We start from the raw sequence: 26,456 nt of genomic DNA, 5'->3' as shown, positions 1-26,456 counted from the left end.
AGCAGTGACCATAAATAAAACAATTAAAGGGATGACGCATGCCAATTTATCAAGCTCCGTTACGTGATTATCAGTTTGTACTTAATGAACTGCTGGATATTTATAACCAAGATAATTTAGCAGGATTTGATGAGTTCGACCCTGAACTTATCGATGCGGTATTGCAAGGAGTTGCAGACTTTACCACAGATATTATGCTGCCATTGAATGGCTCTGGCGATGTAGAAGGCTGTAAGTTAATTGATGGAAAAGTGATTACGCCCAAAGGGTTTATTGATGCCTATCAACAGTATGTTGACAACGGCTGGGCGACTTTGACTTGTGATCCTGAATTTGGCGGCCAAGGATTGCCAGAAGTTGTTGGGATCTTTGCCACTGAGATGAAAACGGCGACAAACATGGCTTTTGCTATGTACCCAGGTCTGACTCATGGTGCTTACGCTGCTATTCATGTGCATGGTAATGATAGATTGAAACAAAAGTACCTAGAAAAATTGGTGAGTGGGGAGTGGACCGGCACCATGAACCTTACTGAATCTCATGCGGGCACCGATCTTGCGCTGTTGCGTACTAAAGCCGTTCCTGCCGGTCAGGATACGTTTGCTATTACTGGCGAGAAGATATTTATCTCATCGGGAGATCATGACTTAACCGACAACATCATACATTTAGTGTTGGCAAGGCTACCTGATGCTCCAAAGGGGGTAAAAGGGATCTCTTTGTTTGCTGTGCCTAAAGTAATGGTGAATGAAGATGGAAGTTTAGGTGAACTCAATAGCCTTTGTGCAGCAAGTTTAGAGCATAAAATGGGGATCCACGGTAACTCGACTTGCGTAATGAATTTTGATGGCGCTATTGGTGAGCTTGTTGGGGCACCGCATCAAGGTCTTCGGGCAATGTTTACCATGATGAACCAAGCGAGATTGGGAGTCGGAATTCAAGGGTTAGGTGTGTCTGATATCGCTTATCAAAATGCTTTGGCTTACGCTAAAGATCGTATTCAAGGTCGAGCATTAAGTGGTGTTAAAAATGCTAATTTAGCGGCCGATCCTATTTTGGTCCATGGTGATGTACGCCGTATGTTGTTGTCACAAAAATCCTTTAATGAAGGCGCTAGAGCACTAATGGGCCAACAAGCGCTTTGGCTTGATGAAGCGGAGCGGCATAACGATCCACAGCAACAAAAGAGAGCGGCTCAACTTGCAGCGTTATTTACGCCAATTGTAAAAGGGTTTGTAACTGACCAAGGCTTTAAGGCTTGTGTTGATGCACAGCAAGTGTTTGGTGGGCATGGTTATATTCATGAGTGGGGCATGGAGCAGTTTGTTAGAGACATCCGTATTTCGATGATTTATGAAGGCACTAATGGTGTGCAGGCATTAGATTTAGTCGGTCGGAAAGTAATGGCTGATAAAGGCGCTGCGTTAAAGTTGTGGTCTGAGGAAGTTAAAACCTTTATCCAAATTAATCAGGCCAAAGAAGCGATGAAACCTTTTGTTGCCGCTTTAATGGCTGCAGCAAATGACCTTGAAAAGGCTACGGGGTTGATAGCGACTGAAGCTGCCCAAAAGCCTGATACGATTGGTGCAGCTTCATTTGCTTATATGCAGCTTTTGGGTATTACAGCTTTAACTTGGATGTGGGCAAGGGTGGCTAATAAAGCGTTAGCTGCTATAGACTCTGGCGCAGAAAATGTCGATTTTTACCAAAATAAATTGAAAACTGCGGGCTTTTATATTGCTTACTGGACACCACAATCACGTGGTCTAGTTAAACAAATAGACTCGGCAAGTCAGATTATTTGTGATTTTGACAGCGCTGATTTTTAGTCGTAAGTTCCAAGTCAGTATAAAAAAAGCCTATTACGCAGAGGTAATAGGCTTTGTTATCTAAGCTTCAAAAACTTTCTGATGTGCAGCTACTTTCGGATAACACTTTATTTTTTAGCGACGAAAGGTAAACGCTTTCTTAGCGTAATAGGCTCACCGTCAACGTCGGCTATCACAGTGACTTCAAACCATGCATCATGCTTTATCAACTTAGCATCGATAGCGAAACTTTTGCTCAATGGTTTTTCTTCATACGGCTGCATAGTAAAAGCCTCGGTATGACGTTCACTTTCATTGCCATGAAACAGGTCATAAATTACGTGCCCCGATGTCGCACCTGCGAACGGACCATTTAGTTGACCTGATATGGTGAGTTCACCCTCAGCATATTGAGCACTGATCTGCGGTAATTCAAAACCACGATACTGTTTGGATTTTTGAGTAACAGATTGACTGATCTGTTGCTCATTCCATAAGTAGCTGATATTGGCTGTGATAGTGCTAGCTTCTTTAAGCAAACTTTTCTCGACTGGGATTTCCAGTCGCTGGCCAGGTTCAATGGTGATAGTTTGTGCTGCTGAGGACTTATCACCGCCTGTAACTGTTAGGCTGAACGTTATCGTGTCTGTACTACGGTTGGTTAAAATAACCACCTCTTCAAGAGATGTTAGACTTTGGCCAATCCAATCAACTTTTAGCTCTAGGCCAGAAAGTTCAGCAAGTGCATCATTTAACCCTGCGCCTGCTTTAGCAAGTGCAGGCAATTGCGCTACCACTATCGCTAGCTCTTTATCGGCAGAGTGACGATTTAGTGCAGCGCTATTGAGTGCGTTAAATCCATCTCTCCATGTTTTAGGTGTTTTATCACCTGCTTTCCATATCGCTCTAGCAAATCTAAGCGACAGAGAATCGCCTTTAAATGCCCATGCATTTGTTGGTGCCGATACTGTGTAGTCAATTTTATCGGGGTTTAAATCGCGACCATCATCAATAAAAGGGGTAATACCATGTTGGTTGTCCGTTGAGATTAAGCCAAACGGGTTATCAACTAGCGCTGTGTAAATCGTTGCTGAGATTGGCTGTTCTACACTAAAGGTATTTGCATTTTTAGCCTTTAAGGTATAGATAATTTGGTCATTCTGAATTTGAATTGAAACGCCTAGCTGCGGCTTGTCTTGGCTATTTATGCTTTTTACAATGTCTGCAGGCAAGGCTATCTTTTTAACCTCCATTCCAAGCGATAGACCATTAATTAGCAAGGTGTTACCGGTTGCTATTTCGACTCGTAATTGCGGGTCTGTATCGGTATTGGCACCTTTCCATCCAGAGAAACTCGCTAATTTAGCTTTGGTGTTTTCAGCGGTTGATTGCGCTCCTAGTGCCATCCCTATGCTGCCTTGGTCAATCTGCGTCTTGTCGAAGTCAATAACAAAAGCAAGGGTTGGTTCAGCAACGCCACGCTTTACGGGTAAGGTTAATGTACTTGCTGTAGCTTGCGGAAAATCTATTTGGAACGGGGTGAAACTAGGCACTTGCGCTGGCGTCATGTTAAAACCAAGGCGCTGTGGTCCATATTCATAGCTCGATTTGCGCTTGTAGAACATATTACCGTCCATTTCCCATTGACCGCGGGTGGCGACCTCATGGGTTTGAACAATATTTTCAGCCCACTGTTTGAAAGTACGCTCTAGCCCATCCCAATCTGGAACAATTTCTTGCAGTAAAGCTAAAGACTCAGTTCGGCTAGCTGTTTGACGTTTAACAATCTCTTGGTGATAGATCTTCATGTACTGCGAATATTCTGGGTTGTTATACATGAATTGTACAAACAGTACGTTAAGGCCGCGGTCAAATTTTGCTCGATTATGAATGTCGACTAATGTTGGACTTTCTTTTGAATAAACATCGATGCCTTGGCTTACTACATCGAAAATAGGCACATCATGTCCAAAAACTGCGAGTTGTTTCTTCTCACTATCGAACACATGATTGGCTAATGAATCACCTAACCCTTCGCCATGCCATGATGGTGTCCACGGGTAATTACCAACGGCCATTTGATAAGAGTGCATGGTTTCATGGATAGCAATATAGCGACGGTGCTGAGGCCTTTCGGTTGGGAAACTATAGCCAACTTGGTTGTAGTACATCGCTTCGCCGCCAGCATAGTGATGCACGCCGCGATTAAAGCCGTCATCGAACATGGCTAAACGCAATTCACCAACACTGGTAGCATAGGTAGATGCAATACGCTGGTTTTTAATATTTGCTGGCTCTAGCCCAAAAAACTCGACATAGTAGGGGTAGGATAACTCCAGTAGTTCTAAGAAAAATTTTGCACGCTCTGCAGGGTAATCCGTTTTCAATGCAAAATGTTTACTTACATACCAGTCAAAACCTTCTGTATTGGCAACTTTTCCCTCACTAAACGTAAAGGGTATTTGCTTACCAACAAAAGCCACATCAATATCGACAACAGTCGACGTTCTCGCATTATGGATCACCTCTGCCTTCATTGCTGTTGGGACTGGTATTGCCTGTACAATATCCAGAGAATAGCGTGATACTGCTTTATCTGAACTAGATGCTGACAGAGGGGGAGTACTTTGTGCACAAGCGCTCAAAATAATAGCGGAGGTTAACGCGTATATTAATTTCTTTTTCATACAATTCAGTTCCATAATATTAGAATGTATGGCAACGACTCAATAGCATGTTTAAAATAAGAGCTTGTTGGTTGTTCTTTTTCGTAAGCTAATTAGAACTAGTCTAAGCATGCTAGGTTGCCACTTATAAAGATTTTACAATGTGACGGTATTTATTATATTAATGGATGAAGCACTTTCTAGTGCTTATATAATAAATTCGGAATATATATTTTATCGTTTTGTTCAACTCATAATACTATTTGACAATCCTTTGTCAGGAATGTTTCTTTGTCATTTTTTTAACAATAGAGGATGATACTCGATATCGGGGATATTGTATACCTTTATTGTTAGTTTTTGAAATTCAATAAATAAAAGTATAATTATTCACTTTTTGCAACGATTTGATGTGGATAAACTGGAAAGTGGTACACGAGCAGTGCTAAAAACCAATCTCTGCTCGCAATATGAACCATAGGGAGGCGTTAGCTAAGCATTTTTATCGTTTTAAAACGTATTATTTTAAAATTTTATTTGGACTCAATTTCAGAGTCTTTTAATTGCTGTTTTTTTTGATATTATTATCCTTAATAATTTTCAAGTTGTTATGCTAACGTTTTTTGTAAGTGAGCCGATATTGGTTTATGTTAATTTGGCACTTGTGTTTATAAAGAAATCAGAATAATAAACCAATAAATGAATTGGAATCGTGATAATTGGGTATCCTATGAGTATTAAAAATTCGATAACAGCAAAAATAGTTGTTTCAACAGCCATTGTTGTCTCTCTAGTCCTCTTGTTAACCGCATTTTTTACCGTGCGTTACGTCGCTCAATCAGCTAGCAGCGAACTAGATGATTCGATGGCGGCATCAATCAAGCTGAATGCGACCGAAATTGAAAGTTACTTTAAACAACACGCAAATGGTGTAGACACAGTATTCAGAAACGTTGGTCTTATCGATTGGTTTGATAGTCATACTGTCAGCGGCGAAGGATTGCAGACGCCAGAATTTGAACGCGTCGTGAAAATCATGGACCGAGAAGTGAAGCACAGTAGCGATATCATCTCGATATTCTTTGGTTCAGGATTTACAGGAGAGTACTTTGCTGAAGAAGGGGTGTCTGTCATACCTGGTTATAACGTGCTTGAACGTCCGTGGTGGAATGAAGTTAAAGACACTAATAAGTGGAATGTTAGCCGTATTATCTTTGAGCCAAGATACAACGAATTTTATGTGTCCATTAATTTTCCAATTAATAATTTTGAGCAAGATTTTATCGGAGTGGGTGGTGTAGATCTCTATCTTACATCGGTAAAAGACATTGTTTCTGCCATCAATTATAAAGGCCAAGGCCAAGCATTTTTGTTAGACAATAATGGCGATATGGTGGTATTTCCCGATGAGCAGCTAGCTATTGTAGATGTTGAGAATCGCGAAACAGAAAACATCAAACTGGATACATTAGATCGGCAAAATGGCAATGAAGGCTTTATGCAGCTTGCGAAGCAAATGGATCGCGACAGTTATGGCAAGTCACAGATCACTTGGCGAGGTAATGACTACTATGTGCAGTTTAGTAACGTTGAGGTTACTCAGCTAGGCCTTGATTGGAAACTGGCGATCATGATCCCGCTAGAATACGCCGAAGCGCCAGTGAAGGAGTCTGTACAATCTTCAGCGCTGATCGTGCTGCTCATTTTAGTTGTCACTTTGGTCGCGGTTTATTTTATGACCTCTATGCTGCTTAAGCCACTTTCTCAGGTAAAGGAAGCCTTAGTCGAAATTGCAGAAGGTGATGGGGACTTATCTAAAACCATTTCGGTTAAAAATAATGATGAAATTGGCCAGCTATCGGAAGCATTTAATAGTTTCGTCAGCCAAATCCAAAATATTGTCAGTCATGTACAGGACAGTAGCGCCGAGTTAAAACAAACAACTGCCAACGTGAGTGACATTAGTCAGCTTGCCTCTAATAAAATTCAAGCGTCACAGCAAGAGGTGGCTTCAGCGGTTAATACTATCAACATGATGGCCGAGACAGCGCACGAGATTAAAGAGCAGGTCTCAAGCGCCCGCCAATCCGCAGAAGTGGCAAGCGACACTTCAAAGCAAGGCCAATCAGTCTTGAGTAACTCAATGGAGGGACTGTCAACGCTGAATGTAAACTTTGATAGTGCCGTTCATACCATTGAAGATCTGCGCATGAGCAGCCAATCGATTGGCGAAGTAATGGTGGTGATCCGCAATATTGCTGAACAAACTAACTTATTAGCGTTGAACGCAGCGATTGAGTCGGCAAGAGCTGGTGAGCACGGTCGCGGGTTTGCTGTCGTTGCAGATGAGGTGCGCCAATTAGCCAAACGAACGCAAGAATCGACTGAAAGTATCCAAAGCAGTATTAATGACTTGCAAAGTAAAGCGGTTGCAGCTGAAAGCAGTATGCGATCAACACGTGAGCAAGTTAATCAGTACATGGAAGATACTCAAGTTGTACATACTCAACTTACAGAAATTACCGTTGTCGTTGATGAGAACAGTGAGCATATGCAGGGCATTGTAAATATTACTCAAGAGCAAGATCAAGTCTCCCAGTCTATTCGAGATATGATGCAAGAGGTTAATAATATTGGTGAGCAAACTCAAAGTGAAGCTGGCAATTTAATGCAAAGCTGTACCGATCTTGAGACACAAACCGACAAACTGACAGATCTGGTGAGACGTTTTAAAATATAACCTCATGAAAAAGTGATTCAAACAGCTCATCAAGCACCTTGTCTAATCAACAAGGTGCTTTTTAGTTGTCTATTAGGGTAAAATTCGCAGCATTAAGAAAGCAATAAACCCATATAAAGGATAGTTACGTGAAGTACGATTGGATATTGTTTGATGCTGATGAAACCTTGTTTCACTTTGATGCTTTTAAAGGTTTACAGCTGATGTTTTCTCGGTTCAATGTAGATTTCACTGCTGAGGATTTTCAGCAATACCAATTGGTGAACAAACCTTTGTGGGTTGATTATCAAGATGGAAAGCTAACGGCTAAGCAGTTGCAAAATACCCGCTTCGAAATGTGGGCAGAAAAAATTAGAGTATCTACTCAACGGCTTAATAGTGAATTTCTTGCTGCGATGGCAGACATCTGTACATTATTACCAGGTGCTCAGGAGTTGATTGATGCTTTAACGGGCAGAGTTAATATGGGGATCATTACTAATGGCTTTACTGAGCTGCAAACCGTGAGGTTGGAGCGAGTGGGTTTAATCGATCGTTTTTCTCCACTGGTGATATCTGAGCAAGTGGGGGTCGCCAAACCAGATATTGGTATTTTTGACCACGCCTTTTCACAAATGGGTCAGCCTAAACGCGACACTATTTTAATGGTTGGTGATAATCCGCATTCTGATATACAGGGCGGCTTAAATGCTGGGATTGATACCTGTTGGCTCAATCGACTTGGTGAAGATAAACCTGACAATATCACCCCGCATTATGAGGTTGGTTCTTTAACTGAGCTACAGCAGTTGTTGAAGGCAGACTAACACTGTTTTTCAAAGTGCAGTAAACGGTTATTAGCTGGCATGCTAAAGTCAGCTATTAACTGTAAACCTTGCTCTTCTGCAAGCTGCATTATCCATTCAAAATCACGTATGGCACTTTGCGGATTTCTGTCTGCAAGCCAACGGTCAAAATTTCGATTACTTTCACTACTGTATTGTCCTTGGTAATTGAAAGGCCCGTAGATACATAACTGTCCATTTTCACTTAGGTGTCTGCCAACGCCGAAGAAAAACTGTCTAACCATCTCCTTTGACATGATGTGCAGCGTATTTGCGGTAAATATAGCATCAATAAATGGTTGCTCTAGTTGATCGATGGGCCATGGTTGCAATACATCTAGTTCAAGTGGTTTACGTAAATTGTCACTTGGAGATTCTGCTAGCCAAGCGTTAATCCCTGAATGATATTCCAACTGATCGCTAGTCTGCCATGTTAGGTGGGGCAGTAGTTTGGCAAAGTGCACAGCGTGTTGACCTGAGCCGCTACCAACCTCCAGCACATGTGATGATTGGCTAAAACTGTCTTGTAATATTGCAGCAATTGCCGCCTTATTATTTTCACATGATTGAGAGTAGGGAAGAGAGCTCAAAAATTTATCCTTTTTATCAATGTTACAAGCTGCCATTTAAATTGATAGGTAATGACGGGGCCAGTTTGATTTATAACAGTTATTTTTACTCTTTTATAGAACTAAAAACAACTCTATATAGCTTGTATATTAAATTAAAACAGGCAGATAGTCGTAGGAAGATTTTGTGAAAGGCGCTATTATCAAGCCTAAATCTTATGCCGTGTTTACGGCCATAATGAATAAGGAAGTAACGTGGCGATTGAACAACAAGAGATGATGGCAGTATTGAGCGAGCTTGAATGTCGTACTAACTTCACTCTCAAAAAAGTGACTGAATATATGTTGCCAAAACTTAAGGAGCCTTTCTATCTGTATGTTGATGGTAAGCAAGCTCAGTTAGTGATTAGGCCCGCTTACGAAGTGTTTAAGGCTGATTTGGCAGCACTTGAAGGGGTTCATGCTAAAGAACAATATTGCCATTATTCTGAAATGACACGGTTTCCAAAGAGAGTACAAAAGAGTGTTAATGGTATTCACTATGGATTAGCGTTCAGTTTTGACAATGTCGATTCGGTAAAAGGGTTTATAGCTAAATTACTCATTATAAATCAAGGCTAATTTGGTGAGTTGATTGAGGTTAAAGTCGTAAGCGCTAACCGTTACATCTGACATATTTGAATGCGCTAATATTGAGGTTGTAGTGAGAAAAAGTGACAAAAAAATAGAGAATACTATCCGGATGGTATTGACTGAAGTGTGTGAGCGGTTAAAAGGGGAAGTTGTTGGCTTTGAATGGTTGACTCATAAAGTGAATTTCAACAATGTAAACCAGACTTTAACGATTACCTTTATGTTTGATTCTTTCGCATCCCTAAGAAGCGCTAAGGCCGCGTTGAAAACCGATGAAATGGCAAAAGAGGCGGCTAATGCTTTAGCTAAACAGAATATTCACCTTAAAAATTTTGTTAAACAATGTCATTTCGATACAGACGAACGTAATGGATAGAGTGCATCGAAATATTCTTTGTAAAGATGCTATTATCTGCAGTTTTTTTATCTGTTTTTCTGAGTTTACTGGGATGTAGACAAGGTCGTTGTCGATTTGATGGTATATGGTAAACATTTTGTAGCAAGTAATCATTGGCGTTAATCGCAATTGCCAGCCATAATTCGGCGATAAGGATATCTAGAGTTAACGACAGGGAGTTGAAATCAATATGGATACTAATCAAGTGACCCATCAACAGGATCAGATTGATTGCGATGACGATATCGAGATGTTGTCTCAACTTAATCGGAAAAGACTTAGATTCTTTGGCTTAATGTTAGGCATTATAGCAGGCTTACCGGCAGGCTTTTTTGGCGCACGTTGGGTTTACCAATGGCTCTTCCCTGTCAGCTAGTCAAGATAACGCAATAAAAAAGGCTCCTTTAAGGAGCCTTTTTAGTGGATTAAAACTTAGTTACTAGCGATTACTTTGCAGTAGGCTCTGTAGTTAAGTCTATGCTGTAAATAGCAAAACCAGCAACTGTGTTGTCATCTTTAGCAAGCTTAACCATTGTACGCTGTTGGTTTTCTTTGATGAACGTATCAGCAAGTTCACTATCTTGAGTTTCAAAGCGAACATCAAGTGCTACGTTGGTCGTGATGGTTTTGAAATCCCAGTTGTAGTCAGCTGAAGGATCAACAGCGCTGTTGTATCCGCCTGAACCATCTGGCTGTGACTCTGCAGTAATATACTGAGATAGTGCTTCGCGGTTCTCATCAGGCAGTTCAAGTACTACGTGATCAGGACCTGTTCCTGCAAATGCGCCGCCAAAGGCGCGGTAGTTATTTGATGCAACAACAAACTCTTTTTCGTTAAATTCGGCACCGGTAAAGACTTTGCCATCGGCATCGGTGTAAGCTAGATCTACAATACGATTTGCATCAGCATTAACTTCAGCGCAGTTACGGTCAAACTTTGACGGCTGAGTAACATCAACTTTGTAAGTTAAGCCATCAAGTACATCGAAGTTATAGGTTGGGTGACCTGCACGGTTAATGAGGTTTTGAGGCGCAGTGCTTGTTGGATCAATTTGGTTAAACTGATTTGCACTACACTCTAGCCAGTCTTGTAGCTCAGCACCGGTCGCTTTTACTGCAACCATAGTGTTTGGATACAAGTATAGGTCAGCTGCGTTACTGTAAGTCAGCTCGCCTGCTTCAACCATGACAAATTGGCTAGCATCACCTTCTTCATAACGCCCACCGGCTTTAAATGGTGCTGATGCTGACAATACTGGTAGTTTCTTCAGTTCTTCATCTGTACCAGCTTGAATTTGCTGAGTCACTTTAGCAATCTGTGCATCAGAAACAATCTGTACCGTAGGATCATCTTGAACCAGAGTTAAGAAGCTATACATGTCAGAGGTTGCAACACCGATAGGCTGGTTAACAAATTCTAAAGTACCTTGGTGTTCAAGCTCAACTGCGTCACGGATTGATTGCTCACCTGTAACTAGCTCTTCTTTGTTGGCTGTATCATAAACTGGGCGTGCTTCAGTTTGCGACTCTTCATGGTAAACATTCCATTTACCGTCTTCTTTGCGAAGTTTAAGGTCAACAATACCTAAGTTGTCACCCCAGCGACCAGGCATGACTGCTGGTACACCGTTCAATAGACCCTTTTCAACGTCAGTGTTAGGTAAATCAGCGTACTTAGCATCAGGGAAGATCGAGTGACTATGGCCAAACATGATGGCATTAATGTCTTCAACATGAGTTAAAGCATAAGTTGCGTTTTCTGCCCAAGCATCACCTGGGTTATCGCTAGAACCAATACCTGAATGCGGGATGGCGATAATCACATCGGCACCTTCAGCTTTCATTTGCGGGATGAACTTTCTCGCAGCCTGAGTAATACCAAGCACTTCAACTTCACCATCTAGGTTTGCTTTATCCCACTGCAGAATTTGTGGCGGAACAAAACCGATGTAACCAATTTTGATTGTGTGTTCATTACCATTACTGTCGACAACCACTTTGTCGGTAATAAGGTAAGGGGTGAACATGTTGTCTGCAAATTCTACTTCATTCCAGCAACCGTCTTTTTTAGCACAGATAACGTTAGCGTTGATGTAAGGGAAATCCGCACCAGCAATGGCTTTTTCTAGGAATTCTAAGCCGTAGTTGAATTCATGGTTACCAATATTACCAACTGCGTAATCTAAGGTGTTCATCGCTTTATAAGCAGGATGAGTATCGCTTAGGCCTGCGCTAGCAATGTAATCACCCATTGGGCTGCCTTGCAGTAGATCACCGTTGTCGACAAGCACTGAGTTTGCTTTTTCTGCACGGGCCTGGCTGATCAAGCTAGCCGCTCTTGGCTAAACCGATTGTTGGATCTTCTTTACCACTGTAGTAGTTAAAATCCATGATATTAGTGTGCAGATCTGAAGTTTCAAGAATTCGAAGATCAACCTGAACCTCACTGACTTTGTTGTCATCATCGTCTGAGCCACAAGCCGTTAGACCAAGTGATGCTGCGATAACTACTGCTAAAACTTTTTTGTTTAACATATCCATTCTCTTATATTTGTTTAGACCCCAAGAAGCCATTGAGCGCTTCTTAAACTGCTAACAGGTTTATTTTTGGCATAACTCACTGATAGCGGCTGTGATTATAGAGGGTATTTATGTGACTTTTGTGATCTAAGGCTGACTTCTGGTGTATCAATTTGTGACAAGGGGAACCTTTAATTTATTGGCTGTTTTATTAATCAATCCATCATTTTATTGTTACTATTCGGGGTGTGTTTTTAGGTTTATGTTGAGCTGCTGATCCCTTTGGTAACATTTGTGCTGATAGGGTTTTCCTAAGGTCGAATGATTGCGACACTTAGGTTTTTAAAGTGGGTGATTTGTAATCGTTATTAGGGTGGGAGCTTAGTATTTATCTGAAGGGCTGCGCTTCTTGGCAATTTTTATTAAGTGGTAGGTTTTAGTGGAAAATAACTAAACCGCTTAAGCTTGGCCTTGCCAAAATGGCGAATAAATTGCGGCAAAAACAACCGGTATAGATCAACGGCCCTCAGGCTTAGAAACAAGAACAGTTTGGTGGATTAAGCGATGGGGTAATTTCAGAGATTGCTATGACAGCTAAGGCTTGATTGAGCGCGTCGCGAACAAAAAATCGAGCCGTGAAAAGGCTCGATTTTTTAAGTTAAGTACTTATCTGTTTGGCTAGTTCATCCAAGGTAGCATGCGACGTGAAAACCGATCTGCTTGTCCGAGGCGAATGGCAGATTGATGACGCATTCTATATAGCGCTTGGTAGCACAGTGGTACCAGATATAAACTGGTAACGGTAGAGAACGTTAGTCCACCAATAATTGCAATCGCCATCGGTGAGTATGACGGGCCGCCGCCCCCTAGCTGAGTATCGCCCATTGCTAACGGAACCAGACCTAATACTGTGGTGCCCACCGTCATTAATACAGGACGTAATCGGGTATTACACACTCGACTGATGGTTTCTGATAATTTGTCGAGCTCAGGGTTAAGTTGGTTTATTTGATCAACCAATACAATACCGTTGTTGACCACAATCCCCATCAAGATCAAAATCCCTATCATTGCCATAATCGACATTGGGGTGCCGGTAAATAGCAGTGCCCAAAATACCCCCGTAATCGAAAATAGGATGGAGGTGATAATCGCTGTGGGTAACAGTAGTGACTCAAATAATGCTGCCATCACTATATAAATCATTGCGATAGCTAAAATCATGTTGGTTGCCATGACCGCCTCATCTTCATCTTGCTTTTGGAAACCTCCACGTAGTGAATAGCCATAGCCAGCAGGAAAATTAATCGTCTCCATGACTTGGGTGATCTTTTCTTGCGCTTCTTCGGTGGTGAGGTCATCGAGGTTGGCCCCAATCGATAACGCGGTTTGCCTGTCGTAATGGCGAATCGTGTCAAATCGAGGTTGGATCTCGATATTAGCCAGACTGTCTAACGTATATACGCGATTGTTGATACGGATGATAGGCAGCTGTTTCAGCTTCTCCAGTGACAAGCGCCATTGTTGCTCGTAGGCCATTTCTATCCGAAGTTCTCCATTTGGATCATGACGGAATGAGCGCAGTTGAGAGCCTCTAAGTGCCATAGAGATACTTGATGCCACTTCATTCAATTTAAGATCGAGCCTTGCCGCCATTTCACGGTCAATTCGGATCACCACCTCTTGTTGTGCACCGCTGAGCTCCGAGCGGACATCGGTTAGCCCTTCAACAGCACTAAGCAATGGGATCACTTGCTCACTGATATGAATGAGCTCAGTGGTTGAGCGCCCTGTGAGAGAGATGCGAATGCCGTTATTTTCTCCGCCCCAGCCAAATTGCGGTTTCGCAATAGCAAATTTTGGGAAACCTTCACGGATCATTTTTTTCAAGGCTTTCATATCAATCTCTATATCTTCTTTTAGCAGTAAGGTCGATTGACCTCTGTCTGCAGAAAAGTAGCTATAAACCGAGTCGATGTAGAATTTGTCTTGGTTGGCGTATAGATAATCCTCCATTTTGTCGATCATCTTCTCGGTGACATCTAGGCTATGGCGCCCCTCAACTTGGTAATTGATGTAAAGGCGGTTGTTGCCTTCGCCATCAGATTGGTCTTGTTTCACCATTGATAGGGGTAGTGCGGTAGATCCAAGTAAAATTAATGCGATAACCCCAGAGGTTTTTGGTTTGGATAGTATCCAGTTAAGACTATTAAGATAACGCTGTTGTAACGTACTTATGTGCACTTTTTCCGGCAGGTTGAACTCCATTTTACTAAGCATCAGTGGTAATAGCGTCTTGGCCACTAATAGTGATGCCGCCAGGGAAATACAGATAGCAATTGCGACATGCTCAAGGAAGATAGTTAGCTCAACCTTCACCCCAAAAATATTAGGTAAGAAAACGATAGCAGTGGTCAAGGTACCTGCTAGTACTGCCAACGACACTTTATCAACACCGTTTAGTATCGCGCTATTATCACCAGCTTTAGTTTTCTTGGCGCTTGGATCTGACTTTTGCAGCTGCTTTTCTTGCAGTACGCTTTCAGTGACGACCACAGCGTTATCAATCAGCATACCGACGGCGAGTAATAACCCCATCATAGAAAGGATGTTCAAGCTGTAACCGAGTAGGTACATAGCAGCAAGCGTCATACAGATGGCAATCGGTACCGATGATACGATGACCAAGGTCATCTTAAGGTTACGCAAAAACAGATACAGCACCACAAAAGAGAGTAGGGCACCAATCAAGCCCGCGGTTAGCAAGTCGCGTAATGATGAGGTCACACCGTACGCTTGGTCTTCCATCACAAACAGCTTAACGCCTTGAAACTGAGGATCTTGCTTGGCGTTTTCAATCACTTTTAATACCCGCGTAGAGACATCAACTAGGTTTGCGCCGGACTCTTTAAATACATCGAGTCCTACCGCATAGTTTTGGTCTAGGTGGCGACCATCTAAACGCTCAGGTAACGAGAAACTCACTGTTGCTATATCACCGAGGGTAATTCCTCGGGTCAATATTAGCGAGTTTATTTCATCGAGATTCCTAAACTCTCCTTTAGGCGACACTTGATAGACTCGGGAATCTGTCTTTAACACGCCAGCACTAATGACAAAGTTCTCTTGTTGCATACGGCGTGTCAATTCTCTAATCGAGATATTACTGGCGGCCAGTTTGTCAGCATTGATACGGATCTCTATCTGCTTTTGCTCAACACCATAAAGAGTAACTTGAGATACACCTTCAACACGTTCAAGTGGTCTTTTTAGCTGTTTATCTAATAAGTCAAAAGCGCCTGATAACTCTCTATCACTCGAAATTCGCAAATTGAGAACTGGCATATCGGCGGTGCTAAACTGCCTGATAAATACCCTTTCTACATCTTTAGGAAGTAGATGACGAACAGAGTCCACTTTCTCACGCGCTTCTAAGCTTTTAGTGGCAACATTTTCTCCCCACTTCATTCTTAGCTCAATTTCGGCGCCATTTTGTGAAGAGCTTGAACGCAGCTCTTCAATGCCGCCCATAGTGGCTAATGTCTCTTCGAGAACCGCAGTGATGTCACGCTCGACTTCAGAAGGTGTTGAACCCTTATATGGCACCTCTACAATAACCTGTGGAATATCAATGCCTGGAAACATCTCTAATGGCAACAAGCGGCTAGAGGCGAGGCCGAATAGTAATATGGCGACAAAGAACATCGCCGTGGTGACTGGCCGTGCGATAGCTAGGCGGGTGATGTTCATGCTTGACCCCCTTCGATAGCGGGCTCATTAGCACTTTCCTGCTCTACTGCATTGTTTGCATAATCTTTGCGGTCAAATAGCGCGTAGAGCACTGGGATCACCACTAGAGTAAGTAACGTTGACAGCGATAGGCCAAAAATAACAGTTATGGCCATTGGTGCCCGTACCTCACTGCCATCACCTAATCCAAGTGCCATAGGAGACAGACCCAGAGCCGTTGTCATCGTGGTCATGATGATAGGGCGCAGGCGTGACTCGGCGGCGTTGGTGATTGCGGTTAGCTTATCTTGCCCCGATTGACGTAGCTGATTAATCCTATCGACGAGTACAATTGCATTGTTAACCACAATACCGGCCAGCATAATCAGTCCAATAAATACCACCACACTTAAATGTGTTTGGGTAATGTAAAGTCCTAAAATACTGCCACCAACCGCCATTGGTACAGCGATAAGAATGAGTAGCGGGTGTAATAGAGATTCAAACTGGCTAGCCATGACGAGGTAAACCAAAAACACTGCCAGCACTAAGGCAATCTGTAATGACTGGAATGAATGCTCCATCTCTTCATTCTGGCCGCCAAATCGAGCTTGAATCGAAGTCGGCAGTGTTTGATTAGCTAATATGTCACGTGCTGTTAATACTGCGTCATTCAAGTCACCATAGGCTAAGTTAGCAGACACAATCGCAACTCGCTGTTGGCTAATTCTATTAATCGCCGATGGGCCAAGTTTTAGGCTGACATCTGCGACAGCACTGAGTGAAATCGGGTGACTACTGTTTGGATTAATAATCATCGAATCGATATCACTAATTTGGTTGCGCTCATCAAGTTCACTGCGTACCAAAATGTCGATTTTACGGTCACGGACTGTATATTGGCTAGCAACGGTGCCGCCGATGCGCTGTGCGATTCGGTTAGCAACCGACGGTGCATCCATGCCCAAGGCCGCTAAACGTTGATGATCAAATCGAATACTCAGTTCTGGCTGTCCATCTCTTAGGCTGGTGTTGATGTCTGCAAAGCGGTCAGAATCAGATAGTGCGTCCACTAGGTTATCTGCAGTGGATTTAAGCTGTGCCAAATCGTAACCAACCAGCTCTATCTCCAATGGAGTTTTAAAGCTAAACAGCTCAGGGTGCTGAATTTTAGCTTCAAGCTCTGGGATCCGCATCGCTGTAGAGCGTAGTTTCTGAGTGACAGCATCAAATGCACTGTGATCGGCTAACACAACTTGCAGACGCCCCCAGTTTTCCCCGCCTCGTGAGGTGTCAGATGTCATCAATCCGCCGCTTCCCGCTTGACTATAAGCGTGCTTAACATCTGCTCGGTCTTTAATAGACAGTGCCAGTGTACGCAGAACTTTATCGGTTTCTGATACTTCAGTTCCAGGTGGTAGTAACACTTCGACATAGAACTCACCTTGGTTCATCGGTGGAATAAGCTCCATACCGAGTCTAGGCACCAACAGGGCTGCGCCAGCTGTAATGGCGATAGCAATGGATAAGGTCAACACTCTAAATTTAAGCGCTCCAGCTAATAAGCGGTGATAGCCACTCTCAAGCACACTATAGACCCAATTAAAGGCACTACTTAGTGGACGCATAACCAGCCCGACAAGCCAAGAAAGGCTGCGGCCAATAATCAGTGCTAGCGCTAACAGGGCACTCGGTAGATAGTTAAATAGCAATACGAATGGGAACGAGAACACGGTAGCGCTGTAATGCTTAAGCTTACCAAGCTTGGTTTCTGGCTTTTGTTTCTCTGTTTTGGCCATAAGCGGCGGTAGTGCTTTAAAACCTTCACGTGATGCAAGCATTGGAATCGTGGTCAGTGCGACAAAAAGTGATGCCAATAGCGCAAAGGTGACGGTTAGAGCTTGGTCAGAGAAAAGCGCACCTGCAACGCCATCAACAAACACTAAAGGCACGAAAACCGCAAGCGTTGTCAATGTCGAAGCAAAAATAGCCCCCGATACTTCTTTCGTCCCCGTTACAGCTGCATCGAGTTTATTCATACCCAGTGATTTACAGCGGTCGATATTTTCAAGTACTACAATGGCATTATCAACTAATAAACCGACGGCTAGCGCAATTCCCCCAAGAGACATGATGTTTAGGCTGATATCGGCAAAATACATCATGTTAAAGGTAGCAATAACAGAGAAAGGAATAGAGATTGAGATAATCAGTGTCGGTATAATATCTCGTAAAAATAGATAGATAACTAACATAGACAGTAAGCTACCGATAAGCGCTGCTGAGGTGACTTCATTTACGGCACTTTCGATAAATTCTGATTGGTCATAAATAACCTGCAGTTCAGCTTTTGGACTGTTTTTATTAAGTTTGCTGATCTCCTCTGTGACTTTACGTGCCACAGCGACAGTATTAGCATCACCCTCCTTGTAAATGGCGAGCTCAATCGACTCTCTGTCACCTATACGAGTAATATCGTTGCGCTCTTTGTGAGCGTCGACAATCTCAGCAACTTCAAAGAGTCTGACTAAGGTCTGTGCATCACGATAAATAACAATTTGTCCCAGTTCTTCAAGCGAGTTGAATTGGTTTAGGGTTCTAACTAAATACTCTTTATCGCCTTGGATAACTTTACCGGCGGAAAGGTTAATGTTCTCTTCTGCAATACGGCTGCGAATGAGATCTGCGCTCAAGTTAAGCTGAGTCAGCTTTTGCTGGTTGAGCAGTATATGTACCTCTTGCTGTAACCCACCAGATAGCCGTACAGCTGCCACGCCCGATAGAGACTCAAGCTGTCTTTTAAGCTCCTCTTCCGCATAGGTACGCATCTGCTTAAGATCGCTATTGCTTGCTGATGTAGCCACATCACCGTCAACGCTTGGAACTGAGAGCGCAAGGCGAACGATGGGATCAAGGTTTGGATTAAAGCGCAGCAGTAATGGTTTTTTTACATCCAGCGGCAATTCAATGGTATCAAGCTTTTCTCTCACATCGAGACTGGCCATATCCATATCTGTACCCCACTCAAATTCGAGCACCACATCAGACATACCTGAACGAGAGATAGAGTTTATTTTACGTAAGCCTTTGACAATTCCAGCCGCTTCTTCGATGGGTTTTGAGACTAACTGTTCAACTTCAACGGGTGCTGCACCCACATATTGAGTACGAATCGTAATGGTTGGATAACTTAAATCAGGCAGTAGTTTCACCGCAAGGCGTGAAAACCCGACCATACCAAAGAGAATCACGGCAAACATAAACATCCACACTGTGACAGGACGGTTTACCGAGGTTTTTATTATCGACATAGCGCGCTCCGGTCTATTTAGCTGATGCAATATCTAATGAACCGATCACTTCAACCAGTGACTGATCTTTAAGATTTTGATGACCGCGGATAACGATTTGTTCTCCTGGCTCTATACCTGCCACAACTTCAACTGTATCAGCCTCACGGTAACCTAAGGTCACTGTACGTCGATTAGCGTTAGTGCCGTCAATGACATATAGCGCAAACTCATTGTCTTGATTAACAAGCGCATTATAAGGCACGGTAATGACGTTATTGTGGGTGTCATAACGCAGTTCAACACGGGTGAACATGCCAGCTTTTAACGTGGCTTTTTGGTTGGGGACTGACAGCGTCACTTTAAAAGTACCGCTTTGAGCATCAACAATCGGACTGATACGTAAAACTGTTGCGTGGGTGGTGTCTTGAGTGTGTTTATTAGCAAAAATCTGCGCATCTTGGCCCAAGCGAAGATGTTGCAATTGCTGCTCGGGTAGATGCACAATGCCGTATAGCTCATCTTGATTGACGATATAGAAAAGCTCATCAAACTCTTTAGCCATGTTGCCAGACTTAACGAATCGAGTTGCAATAACGCCGTCAATCGGTGAACGGATCATGCTTTCTTGCACATAAAGAGCCGCTAAATCACGCTTAGCCATAGCCGCTTGCAGGTTGTATTCAAGTTTTGCCATGGAGTCGGCACTGAAGAACTCTTTATTGCTGATTTTTTTGAGACGATTAAGCTCTTGCTCAATAATTTCAACTTCCGCTTGTGAGCGGTCTAAATCAAATTTTTGCCTTTTAGAGTCAATAACTGCAAGTAGTTGCCCCTTAGTAACGCGGTCACCTTCCTCAACACTAATGGATTGGATAAGTCCAGCAACACGAGTAACGACTTTTGCCTCTTCAGGCGCTTCAAGTGTCGCGGTAGTGCTGTAAAAAGAGGATACGTCGCCTTGGATAACGGTTGCGGTTTCTACTGGGACGGCATATTTTTCTTCTTCCTTTGCCTCTTCTTCTGCACCACATGCAGAAAGTAGTGCAGCAAGAATGATTGGTAGGATGATTTTGTTGTTATTAAGTGCTTCCATGTCTTTAAACCCATTTAAGTTGTTTCATTCCCCGTTACAAAGCATTATGTGTGCCAATATTTATATTCCTTTAAATACAGTGTCTTATACTTACTTGTGATGCTTGGGTTGGTTGTTTGATTAACAAATGTAGTGAAAAGGTTTAATTGTTGCGGTTTTTAACAATTTGTAGTGGAACTGACTTGCTGTAGGAGGTAGTCAAAGATATCAAGCTTGATATTGACTTGGGAACGCAGACTATGCAGCGTGTTCGCGGTTGATTTCAGCTTATAGCGGCCATGTAGAGCGAAAATTAGTGTTGTTAAATAAAGGTGTGCACTTTTTCAATCGAGTAAAAGGTGGCGGAAGGTGTAATATTCAAAAAAATTAAATGATTTGACCACTTTCTAGTGCAATAAAAAGTGGCCTTTATAGCGGTAAATGCTATTGGATTGCTTTGTGCTGCTTAGCCATTATTGCAGGTGATGAGGTTACTTACCGCTCTTGAAACAAAGTCTTTTCTCATGCTGGTTGGTTTAACATCTTGATTAAACCAGAAGCTCATCGGCTGATCAAAACCAATGCCGTGCATATAATTATAGATAGCTTTTCTTAGGCCTTCGCCAAGCATGTCGTGATTGGTGCCGGTTGGATCGGTAAAATCGACATCATTTTCAGCAAATAAAATCTCTGGTCTCTCAGCAAGGGTAATACCAAAATTTTCAGGGTTTAAACCAATAGGGCTATGAATGGTCGCCACAAAGCGGTGCCAGTAGGCGGATTGGAAGCAGCCTTGCTGCATCATCTGTCTAACCATTTCTAGCGAGTCAACGGTTTCTTGCTCAGTTTGAGTTGGGAAGCCATACATCAGGTAAGCGTGTACTAAAATACCGGCGTCACTGAAAGCTTTAGTGACTTGCGCCACTCGTTCAACACTGACCCCTTTTTTCATCAGCTTTAATAGTCTATCTGATGCGACCTCTAGACCACCACTGACCGCAATACAGCCCGAATCTGCTAATAGCTGGCAGCGTGCTTCACTAAAGGTGCGTTCAAAACGGATATTGCCCCACCAACTGATCACAACTCCTCGTTCGATGAGTCTTTTAGCAAAAGTAAATAATAGTTTTGGCGGCAGTGCCTCATCGACAAAATGAAAACCAGTCTCGCCAGTCTCTTCAATAAGCTGCTCAATTCTATCGACTAGAACATCAGCACTCGCGGCATCAAAACGGTCGATATAATCTAGGCTAACGTCGCAAAAACTACACTTTCGCCAGTAACAACCATGGGCAATGGTGAGTTTATTCCAACGCCCATCGCTCCAAATGCGGTGCATTGGGTTAAGCATTTCGCATAGCGATAGGTAATCTTCTAGTGGCAGGCCATCGTATACTGGTGCTCCAACTTCTGTTTGTGGAATATCTTGTAGTTGGTCATTCTCATTGAAATGGACATAAGGCTCACCATTTTCATCTTCGGCAAGAAAATAGGTGCGTACTAGATCATCCACTTCACGTTGGCCTTGAAAATATTCCAGCAAGGTAATAAAAGGGCGCTCACCGTCATCAAGACAGATAAAATCAATAAACTCGAACACGCGAGGATCTTTAAGAGCACGCAGCTCAGTATTGATAAAGCCGCCGCCGACCACAATAGGGATGTCAGGGTTAATGGCTTTACAGGTCTGCGCAATGCGCAGCGCACCAAGCATATTGCCAGGGAAGGGCACTGTAAGCGCCACAACGCTAGGTTGAGTTTCTTCCAAATAATGCTCGACTAGCTGCTCTAAGATCTCCGAACTAAAACTCGGCTCACCCATTAAGGTGTCATAAAGGTTGTCAAAACTTGGGTTGGCAGCTGCTAATTGTTCGCCATAGCGGCTCACTTCAAAGTAAGGGTCAACACCTTGAGTAATAACACTCGACAGATCGTTAATAAATAACGTTGCCAGGTATTTAGCTTTATCTTGCACACCGAGGTTACCAAAGGCTGCTTGTAACACATCGCCGGATACAGCTTCCATTTGGCTGATAGCATCGAATGCAGGACCTTCCGGTAGAAAACGACGCGAGTTAATTCGCATCGCAAGGCTTGGATCTTTACCCTGTAAAAACCGAATAGCGCTCTCAACGGTAAGGTGATAGCGGTCAAACTCGGCTAAAAAATTAAAAATAGCTTCAGGCAGTTCATTATCTTCAAAATGCTCGAAGTTTTCTTCTACATGTTGGCGAATGATTTCTAGTGCAGGGGCCGTCATCATCTCTAAGAAAAGTTCAATAGCAGGATCTCGCTGCACCGCCTCATAGCCTTGGGAACGTAAAAATCCCGTTAAATACGCCGTTGCCGGATAAGGCGTATTGAGCTGTGTCATCGGAGGGGTCATTAGAAGAACGGTCATAGCCTGCCTTTAATTAGTAAAACTTAGTTTCTTTGAGTCATGCCCAAGAGTCATTAAGTATGGCAATGAATAGGACTGCCATAAATCAACAGGCGATTCTAACAAATGCCGTAGATAAAAACCCGTAAATTAGCCAATAACAGACGTTTCTTAACACCAGAATGCGCAGCATATGTCCATTTTATATCTGTGAGTGTGCTCCTGCCCTAAGTGAGTAGGCTTTAAGTTAAAGCTGGTTGAGCTATGCTCATGTAGATTGAGCTTGTACTGTGTTTAAACAGGTATTATTAAAAGTGAGCAACATCACTCTATATGGCGTAAATAAAAATGCCAAAAACCGTGCTATTAGGCATCGATAATTTTTAATTTTACTTGGGAAGTAGGTGATAATTTGCCTACTTCAGTAAATTAGTCACCATTTTGAGCACTAAATGCATGGCTAAATCTGGTGATATGACCCTAAAACGTCGTCATTTCAAGCAAGGTAGAATAAGTTTTTTCGCCAAAGCTTGGCTACTATATGTTTATTGCAAACAACAAAGGTCATTATTAATGAAAATATGCGTGACAAGTGTACCGGTGGAAGATCAAGACACAGCACTTGACTTCTATACCAATGTACTAGGGTTTATTAAGAAAACTGATGTACCTGTAGGAGAGTATAAATGGCTAACAGTCGTGTCTCCTCAAGAACAATCTGGTGTTGAATTGCTACTTGAGCCAATGGCTTTTGAGCCAGCTAAACAATACCAGAATGCCCTAAAAGAAGCGGGGATCCCGTGGACATCGTTTGCCGTTGATGACATTAATAAAGAGTACCAAAGGCTTTCAGAGTTAGGCGTTCATTTTTCAATAACCCCAAGAGAAGCTGGCAATGTCATGATTGCAGTCCTTGATGATACCTGTGGTAACTTTATTCAATTGATGCAGCAGCTGTAGCGTTTTAGTCATACATATGGATAAAAGGTGGTATCAAAGGTATCACCAAAACCGCTATGTTTGATTTCATGTTAGTATAAAATGCATCCGCTTAATATTCTGATGATTTGATATGCCGTCTCCCCCTAAGACATTCTATGAATTAGAGCTTGATCGTTTGCATCGGGATATATCACTCCCTGCCAAACAATTTATGCTTATTCGACAATCGAAGAAGTTCATGGAAACGTATTACTCCGAAAAAATTGAGCTAAACGATCTAGCCGAAGCGGCTTTTATGTCTCGATTTCATTATGTTCGAGTGTTTAAGCAGGTTTACGGCATCACACCTCGAAGTTTCTTGAGAGATATGCGGATCTCAAAAGCCAAACTGTTTCTTAAAGAGGGTCTTTCAATAACAGAAAGCTGTTACAAAGTTGGCTATGAAAGTTTGGCAACTTTTTCTAGTACATTTAAAAAGAGTACTGGTTATTCTCCGAGGGAGTTTAAAGATTTTTATAAGAATATTAAGGAGTAACCATTTGTCTATCAGTGGGTCTTAAATGGAGAATCTGTGGGGTTCTGAAAAGGTAAAAGGCTTAATGCTACCGCTGTTAAGCATGGTAAAGCGGATGCTAAAACGAGCATATATTTATCCAGTCAATACTAAAGAACAACGACTAATTTGGGTTATTAGTCGCGTTTGTCGTTAGCAACAAAGCTACGCTCTGCATCACCGGTATAAAGCTGACGCGGACGACTGATCTTGTGACCAGGCTTATCTAGCATCTCTTTCCAATGTGCAATCCAACCGACTGCGCGCTATAGCGAACCATAACCGGGTGAACATGGCTATGTTAGCCAATAAAAACGGCACTCAATGAGTGCCTTTTAGTATAAAGAAACTGGCTATTAGCCGCGTTTATCTTTTGCGACAAAGCTACGCTCTGCATCACCCGTGTATAGCTGACGCGGACGGCTGATCTTGTGACCAGGCTGATCTAGCATCTCTTTCCAATGTGCAATCCAACCGACCGTACGCGCAAGGGCGAACCATAACCGGGTGAACATGGCTATGTTAGCCAATAAAAAAGGCACTCAATGAGTGCCTTTTAGTATAAAGAAACTGGCTATTAGCCGCGTTTATCTTTTGCGACAAAGCTACGCTCTGCATCACCGGTATAAAGCTGACGCGGACGGCTGATCTAGCATCTCTTTCCAATGTACAATCCAACCGACTATACGCGCAAGGGCGAACCATAACAGGGTGAACATGGCTATGTTAGCCAATAAAAAAGGCACTCAATGAGTGCCTTTTAGTATAAAGAAACTGGCTATTAGCCGCGTTTATCTTTTGCGACAAAGCTACGCTCTGCATCACCGGTATAAAGCTGACGCGGACGGCTGATCTTGTGACCAGGCTGATCTAGCATCTCTTTCCAATGTGCAATCCAACCGACCGTACGCGCTAGGGCGAACAGCACAGTGAACATGCTAGTTGGAATACCAATAGCCTTCATGATGATCCCTGAGTAGAAATCAACATTTGGATATAGTTTCTTAGAGACGAAATACTCGTCTTCAAGTGCAATACGTTCAAGTTCCATTGCAACATCTAACAATGGATCGTTTACGTTCAGCTCAGCTAGAACTTCATGACATGTTTCACGCATCACTTTTGCACGAGGGTCGAAGTTCTTGTAAACACGGTGGCCAAAGCCCATTAGACGGAAAGGATCTTCTTTATCCTTCGCACGTGCAATAAACTCTGGAATACGGTCAACACTGCCAATCTCTTCTAACATGTTTAAGCAAGCTTCGTTCGCACCACCATGGGCTGGTCCCCAAAGAGAGGCGATACCTGCTGCGATACAAGCAAATGGGTTAGCCCCAGATGAACCTGCTAAACGTACTGTTGAAGTTGATGCATTTTGCTCGTGATCGGCATGTAGGATAAAGATACGATCCATTGCACGTTCAACGATAGGGTTAACCTTGTACTCTTCACATGGCACTGCGAACATCATGCTTAGGAAGTTACCTGCGTAGCTTAAATCGTTACGTGGGTATACAAACGGTTGCCCGATAGAGTACTTGTAACACATCGCAGCAATAGTCGGCATCTTAGAAACCAAACGGAAGGCTGCAATTTCACGGTGACGTTCGTCATTCACATCCAAAGAGTCTTGGTAGAATGCCGACAGGGCACCTGTAACACCACATAGCATCGCCATTGGGTGAGCATCACGTCTGAAACCTCTGAAGAAGGCTGCAAGTTGCTCATTCACCATAGTGTGGTTTTTAACTGTGTGTACGAAAGTGTCGTACTGTGCTTTGTTCGGAAGCTCTCCGTAAAGCAACAAATAGCATAGATCTAAGTAATCAGAATCTACGGCCAGCTCGCCAATTGGGTAACCGCGGTGAAGCAGGATCCCTTGTGCGCCGTCGATATAAGTAATTGCTGATTCACAGGAGGCTGTTGCGAGAAATCCTGGATCGAAGGTAAAGTGCCCTTTGCTACCTAGTTTACTGATGTCAATTACATCAAATCCTGCCGTTCCTTTTTTGATCGGCAAATCGATTGAATCATTCCCTGGTAGTTCTAACTTGGCTATATTTTCAGCCATACCCCATTCTCCTTACTTCATTCTTATTGAGTGCGGCTTATCAAACGCCAATACTTTACAGTGGATCTGGGTCACATTTCAATTTAAATAAGCGTTTAAATTTCTTAGACCATGGTCTTATTCAAGTGTAACCACTTGTTGCAACAGCCACTTGGCAGATTTTTTTACCAAAAAAACTATATTTCCATAATGTGATGTTTGTATTTGACATTTCACCCACGTATACTTGCTGCGGCTCAGATGAGCTGCAGACATTAGC

At 42.8% G+C, this 26,456-nt stretch carries 15 protein-coding genes and 2 pseudogenes; 8 read left to right on the top strand and 9 right to left on the bottom strand.

The genetic code is table 11. From position 1 onward, the window contains the following. Positions 1-38: 38 nt before the first annotated feature. The gene (locus SWP_RS13365; RefSeq protein WP_020913056.1) at positions 39-1,829 is read left to right on the top strand and encodes an acyl-CoA dehydrogenase C-terminal domain-containing protein; all 1,791 of its coding nucleotides are present in this window, start codon (positions 39-41) and stop codon (positions 1,827-1,829) included. Between the two features lie 107 nt (positions 1,830-1,936). Here the strand turns inward: SWP_RS13365 and SWP_RS13360 are convergent, their stop codons facing one another. After that, positions 1,937-4,495, bottom strand: a complete 2,559-nt coding sequence (locus SWP_RS13360) for a hypothetical protein (RefSeq protein ID WP_044555917.1) — start codon at positions 4,493-4,495, stop codon at positions 1,937-1,939. 709 nt (positions 4,496-5,204) lie between these two features. Here SWP_RS13360 and SWP_RS13355 point away from each other — a divergent pair. Together SWP_RS13355 and yjjG are read left to right on the top strand one after the other, a co-directional pair. Further along, entirely contained in the window at positions 5,205-7,214 is a 2,010-nt protein-coding gene (locus SWP_RS13355; RefSeq protein WP_044555916.1) for a methyl-accepting chemotaxis protein, read from the top strand. A gap of 128 nt (positions 7,215-7,342) precedes the next feature. After that, complete coding sequence (gene yjjG / locus SWP_RS13350) at positions 7,343-8,020, top strand: pyrimidine 5'-nucleotidase (protein ID WP_020913052.1); 678 nt, start codon at positions 7,343-7,345, stop codon at positions 8,018-8,020. Here the strand turns inward: yjjG and SWP_RS13345 are convergent. Beyond that, positions 8,017-8,628 carry a DUF938 domain-containing protein gene (locus SWP_RS13345; protein WP_020913051.1) on the bottom strand — a complete coding sequence of 204 codons (612 nt, stop codon included), beginning with the start codon at positions 8,626-8,628 and terminating at the stop codon, positions 8,017-8,019. The two genes, yjjG and SWP_RS13345, sit on opposite strands and share 4 nt — an antisense overlap. A gap of 234 nt (positions 8,629-8,862) precedes the next feature. Between SWP_RS13345 and SWP_RS13340 the strand changes: the two genes are divergently transcribed. From SWP_RS13340 to SWP_RS13330, 3 genes are all read left to right on the top strand, one after another. Next, a complete protein-coding gene (locus tag SWP_RS13340; RefSeq protein WP_044555915.1) occupies positions 8,863-9,228 on the top strand; it encodes a hypothetical protein in 366 nt (121 codons plus the stop codon). An 82-nt stretch (positions 9,229-9,310) separates the two neighbouring features. Then, positions 9,311-9,616 (top strand): hypothetical protein, encoded by a 306-nt coding sequence (locus tag SWP_RS23215; protein WP_020913048.1) that lies wholly within the window; start codon positions 9,311-9,313, stop codon positions 9,614-9,616. Between the two features lie 211 nt (positions 9,617-9,827). Beyond that, positions 9,828-10,013, top strand: coding sequence for a hypothetical protein (locus tag SWP_RS13330; protein WP_020913047.1), 186 nt, complete (start codon positions 9,828-9,830; stop codon positions 10,011-10,013). A 70-nt stretch (positions 10,014-10,083) separates the two neighbouring features. Here the strand turns inward: SWP_RS13330 and SWP_RS13325 are convergent. The 5 genes and pseudogenes from SWP_RS13325 to SWP_RS13305 all read right to left on the bottom strand — a co-directional run bounded on the left by SWP_RS13325 (position 10,084) and on the right by SWP_RS13305 (position 22,652). Then, positions 10,084-12,172, bottom strand: a pseudogene (locus SWP_RS13325) (bifunctional 2',3'-cyclic-nucleotide 2'-phosphodiesterase/3'-nucleotidase). A gap of 663 nt (positions 12,173-12,835) precedes the next feature. Next, a complete protein-coding gene (locus tag SWP_RS13320; protein WP_020913044.1) occupies positions 12,836-15,907 on the bottom strand; it encodes an efflux RND transporter permease subunit in 3,072 nt (1,023 codons plus the stop codon). Continuing rightward, positions 15,904-19,197: an efflux RND transporter permease subunit gene (locus SWP_RS13315; protein WP_020913043.1), complete on the bottom strand. Its 3,294-nt coding sequence runs from the start codon at positions 19,195-19,197 to the stop codon at positions 15,904-15,906. Before SWP_RS13315 ends, SWP_RS13320 begins: the two co-directional genes overlap by 4 nt. 13 nt (positions 19,198-19,210) lie before the next feature. Further along, a complete protein-coding gene (locus SWP_RS13310; RefSeq protein WP_020913042.1) occupies positions 19,211-20,272 on the bottom strand; it encodes an efflux RND transporter periplasmic adaptor subunit in 1,062 nt (353 codons plus the stop codon). A gap of 445 nt (positions 20,273-20,717) precedes the next feature. Continuing rightward, a complete protein-coding gene (locus tag SWP_RS13305) occupies positions 20,718-22,652 on the bottom strand; it encodes a B12-binding domain-containing radical SAM protein (protein WP_020913040.1) in 1,935 nt (644 codons plus the stop codon). A 552-nt stretch (positions 22,653-23,204) separates the two neighbouring features. Here SWP_RS13305 and SWP_RS13300 point away from each other — a divergent pair. Together SWP_RS13300 and SWP_RS13295 are read left to right on the top strand one after the other, a co-directional pair. Further along, positions 23,205-23,591 (top strand): VOC family protein, encoded by a 387-nt coding sequence (locus SWP_RS13300; protein ID WP_044556445.1) that lies wholly within the window; start codon positions 23,205-23,207, stop codon positions 23,589-23,591. A 112-nt stretch (positions 23,592-23,703) separates the two neighbouring features. Further along, a complete protein-coding gene (locus SWP_RS13295) occupies positions 23,704-24,108 on the top strand; it encodes a helix-turn-helix transcriptional regulator (RefSeq protein WP_020913038.1) in 405 nt (134 codons plus the stop codon). 374 nt (positions 24,109-24,482) lie between these two features. On the opposite strand, the pseudogene SWP_RS13290 reads toward SWP_RS13295, so the two are convergent. After that, a pseudogene (locus tag SWP_RS13290) lies at positions 24,483-24,644 on the bottom strand (citrate/2-methylcitrate synthase); the annotation flags it as partial. A gap of 263 nt (positions 24,645-24,907) precedes the next feature. Beyond that, positions 24,908-26,197, bottom strand: a complete 1,290-nt coding sequence (locus SWP_RS13285; protein WP_020913034.1) for a citrate synthase — start codon at positions 26,195-26,197, stop codon at positions 24,908-24,910. Between the last annotated feature and the right edge of the window lie 259 nt (positions 26,198-26,456).

The organism is Shewanella piezotolerans WP3, from assembly GCF_000014885.1.
Lineage (GTDB): Bacteria > Pseudomonadota > Gammaproteobacteria > Enterobacterales > Shewanellaceae > Shewanella > Shewanella piezotolerans.
This window is presented reverse-complemented; position numbering and strand designations above follow the sequence as displayed.

Excerpts from the sequence above, each read along its gene's own strand:
- SWP_RS13305 (WP_020913040.1), bottom strand. The coding sequence starts at position 22,652 with ATGACCGTTCTTCTAATGACCCCTCCGATGACACAGCTCAATACGCCT.
- SWP_RS13320 (WP_020913044.1), bottom strand. The coding sequence starts at position 15,907 with ATGAACATCACCCGCCTAGCTATCGCACGGCCAGTCACCACGGCGATG.
- SWP_RS13300 (WP_044556445.1), top strand. The coding sequence starts at position 23,205 with ATGAAAATATGCGTGACAAGTGTACCGGTGGAAGATCAAGACACAGCA.
- SWP_RS13365 (WP_020913056.1), top strand. The coding sequence starts at position 39 with ATGCCAATTTATCAAGCTCCGTTACGTGATTATCAGTTTGTACTTAAT.
- SWP_RS13315 (WP_020913043.1), bottom strand. The coding sequence starts at position 19,197 with ATGTCGATAATAAAAACCTCGGTAAACCGTCCTGTCACAGTGTGGATG.
- SWP_RS13310 (WP_020913042.1), bottom strand. The coding sequence starts at position 20,272 with ATGGAAGCACTTAATAACAACAAAATCATCCTACCAATCATTCTTGCT.
- SWP_RS13330 (WP_020913047.1), top strand. The coding sequence starts at position 9,828 with ATGGATACTAATCAAGTGACCCATCAACAGGATCAGATTGATTGCGAT.
- SWP_RS13360 (WP_044555917.1), bottom strand. The coding sequence starts at position 4,495 with ATGAAAAAGAAATTAATATACGCGTTAACCTCCGCTATTATTTTGAGC.
- SWP_RS13295 (WP_020913038.1), top strand. The coding sequence starts at position 23,704 with ATGCCGTCTCCCCCTAAGACATTCTATGAATTAGAGCTTGATCGTTTG.
- SWP_RS13355 (WP_044555916.1), top strand. The coding sequence starts at position 5,205 with ATGAGTATTAAAAATTCGATAACAGCAAAAATAGTTGTTTCAACAGCC.
- SWP_RS13285 (WP_020913034.1), bottom strand. The coding sequence starts at position 26,197 with ATGGCTGAAAATATAGCCAAGTTAGAACTACCAGGGAATGATTCAATC.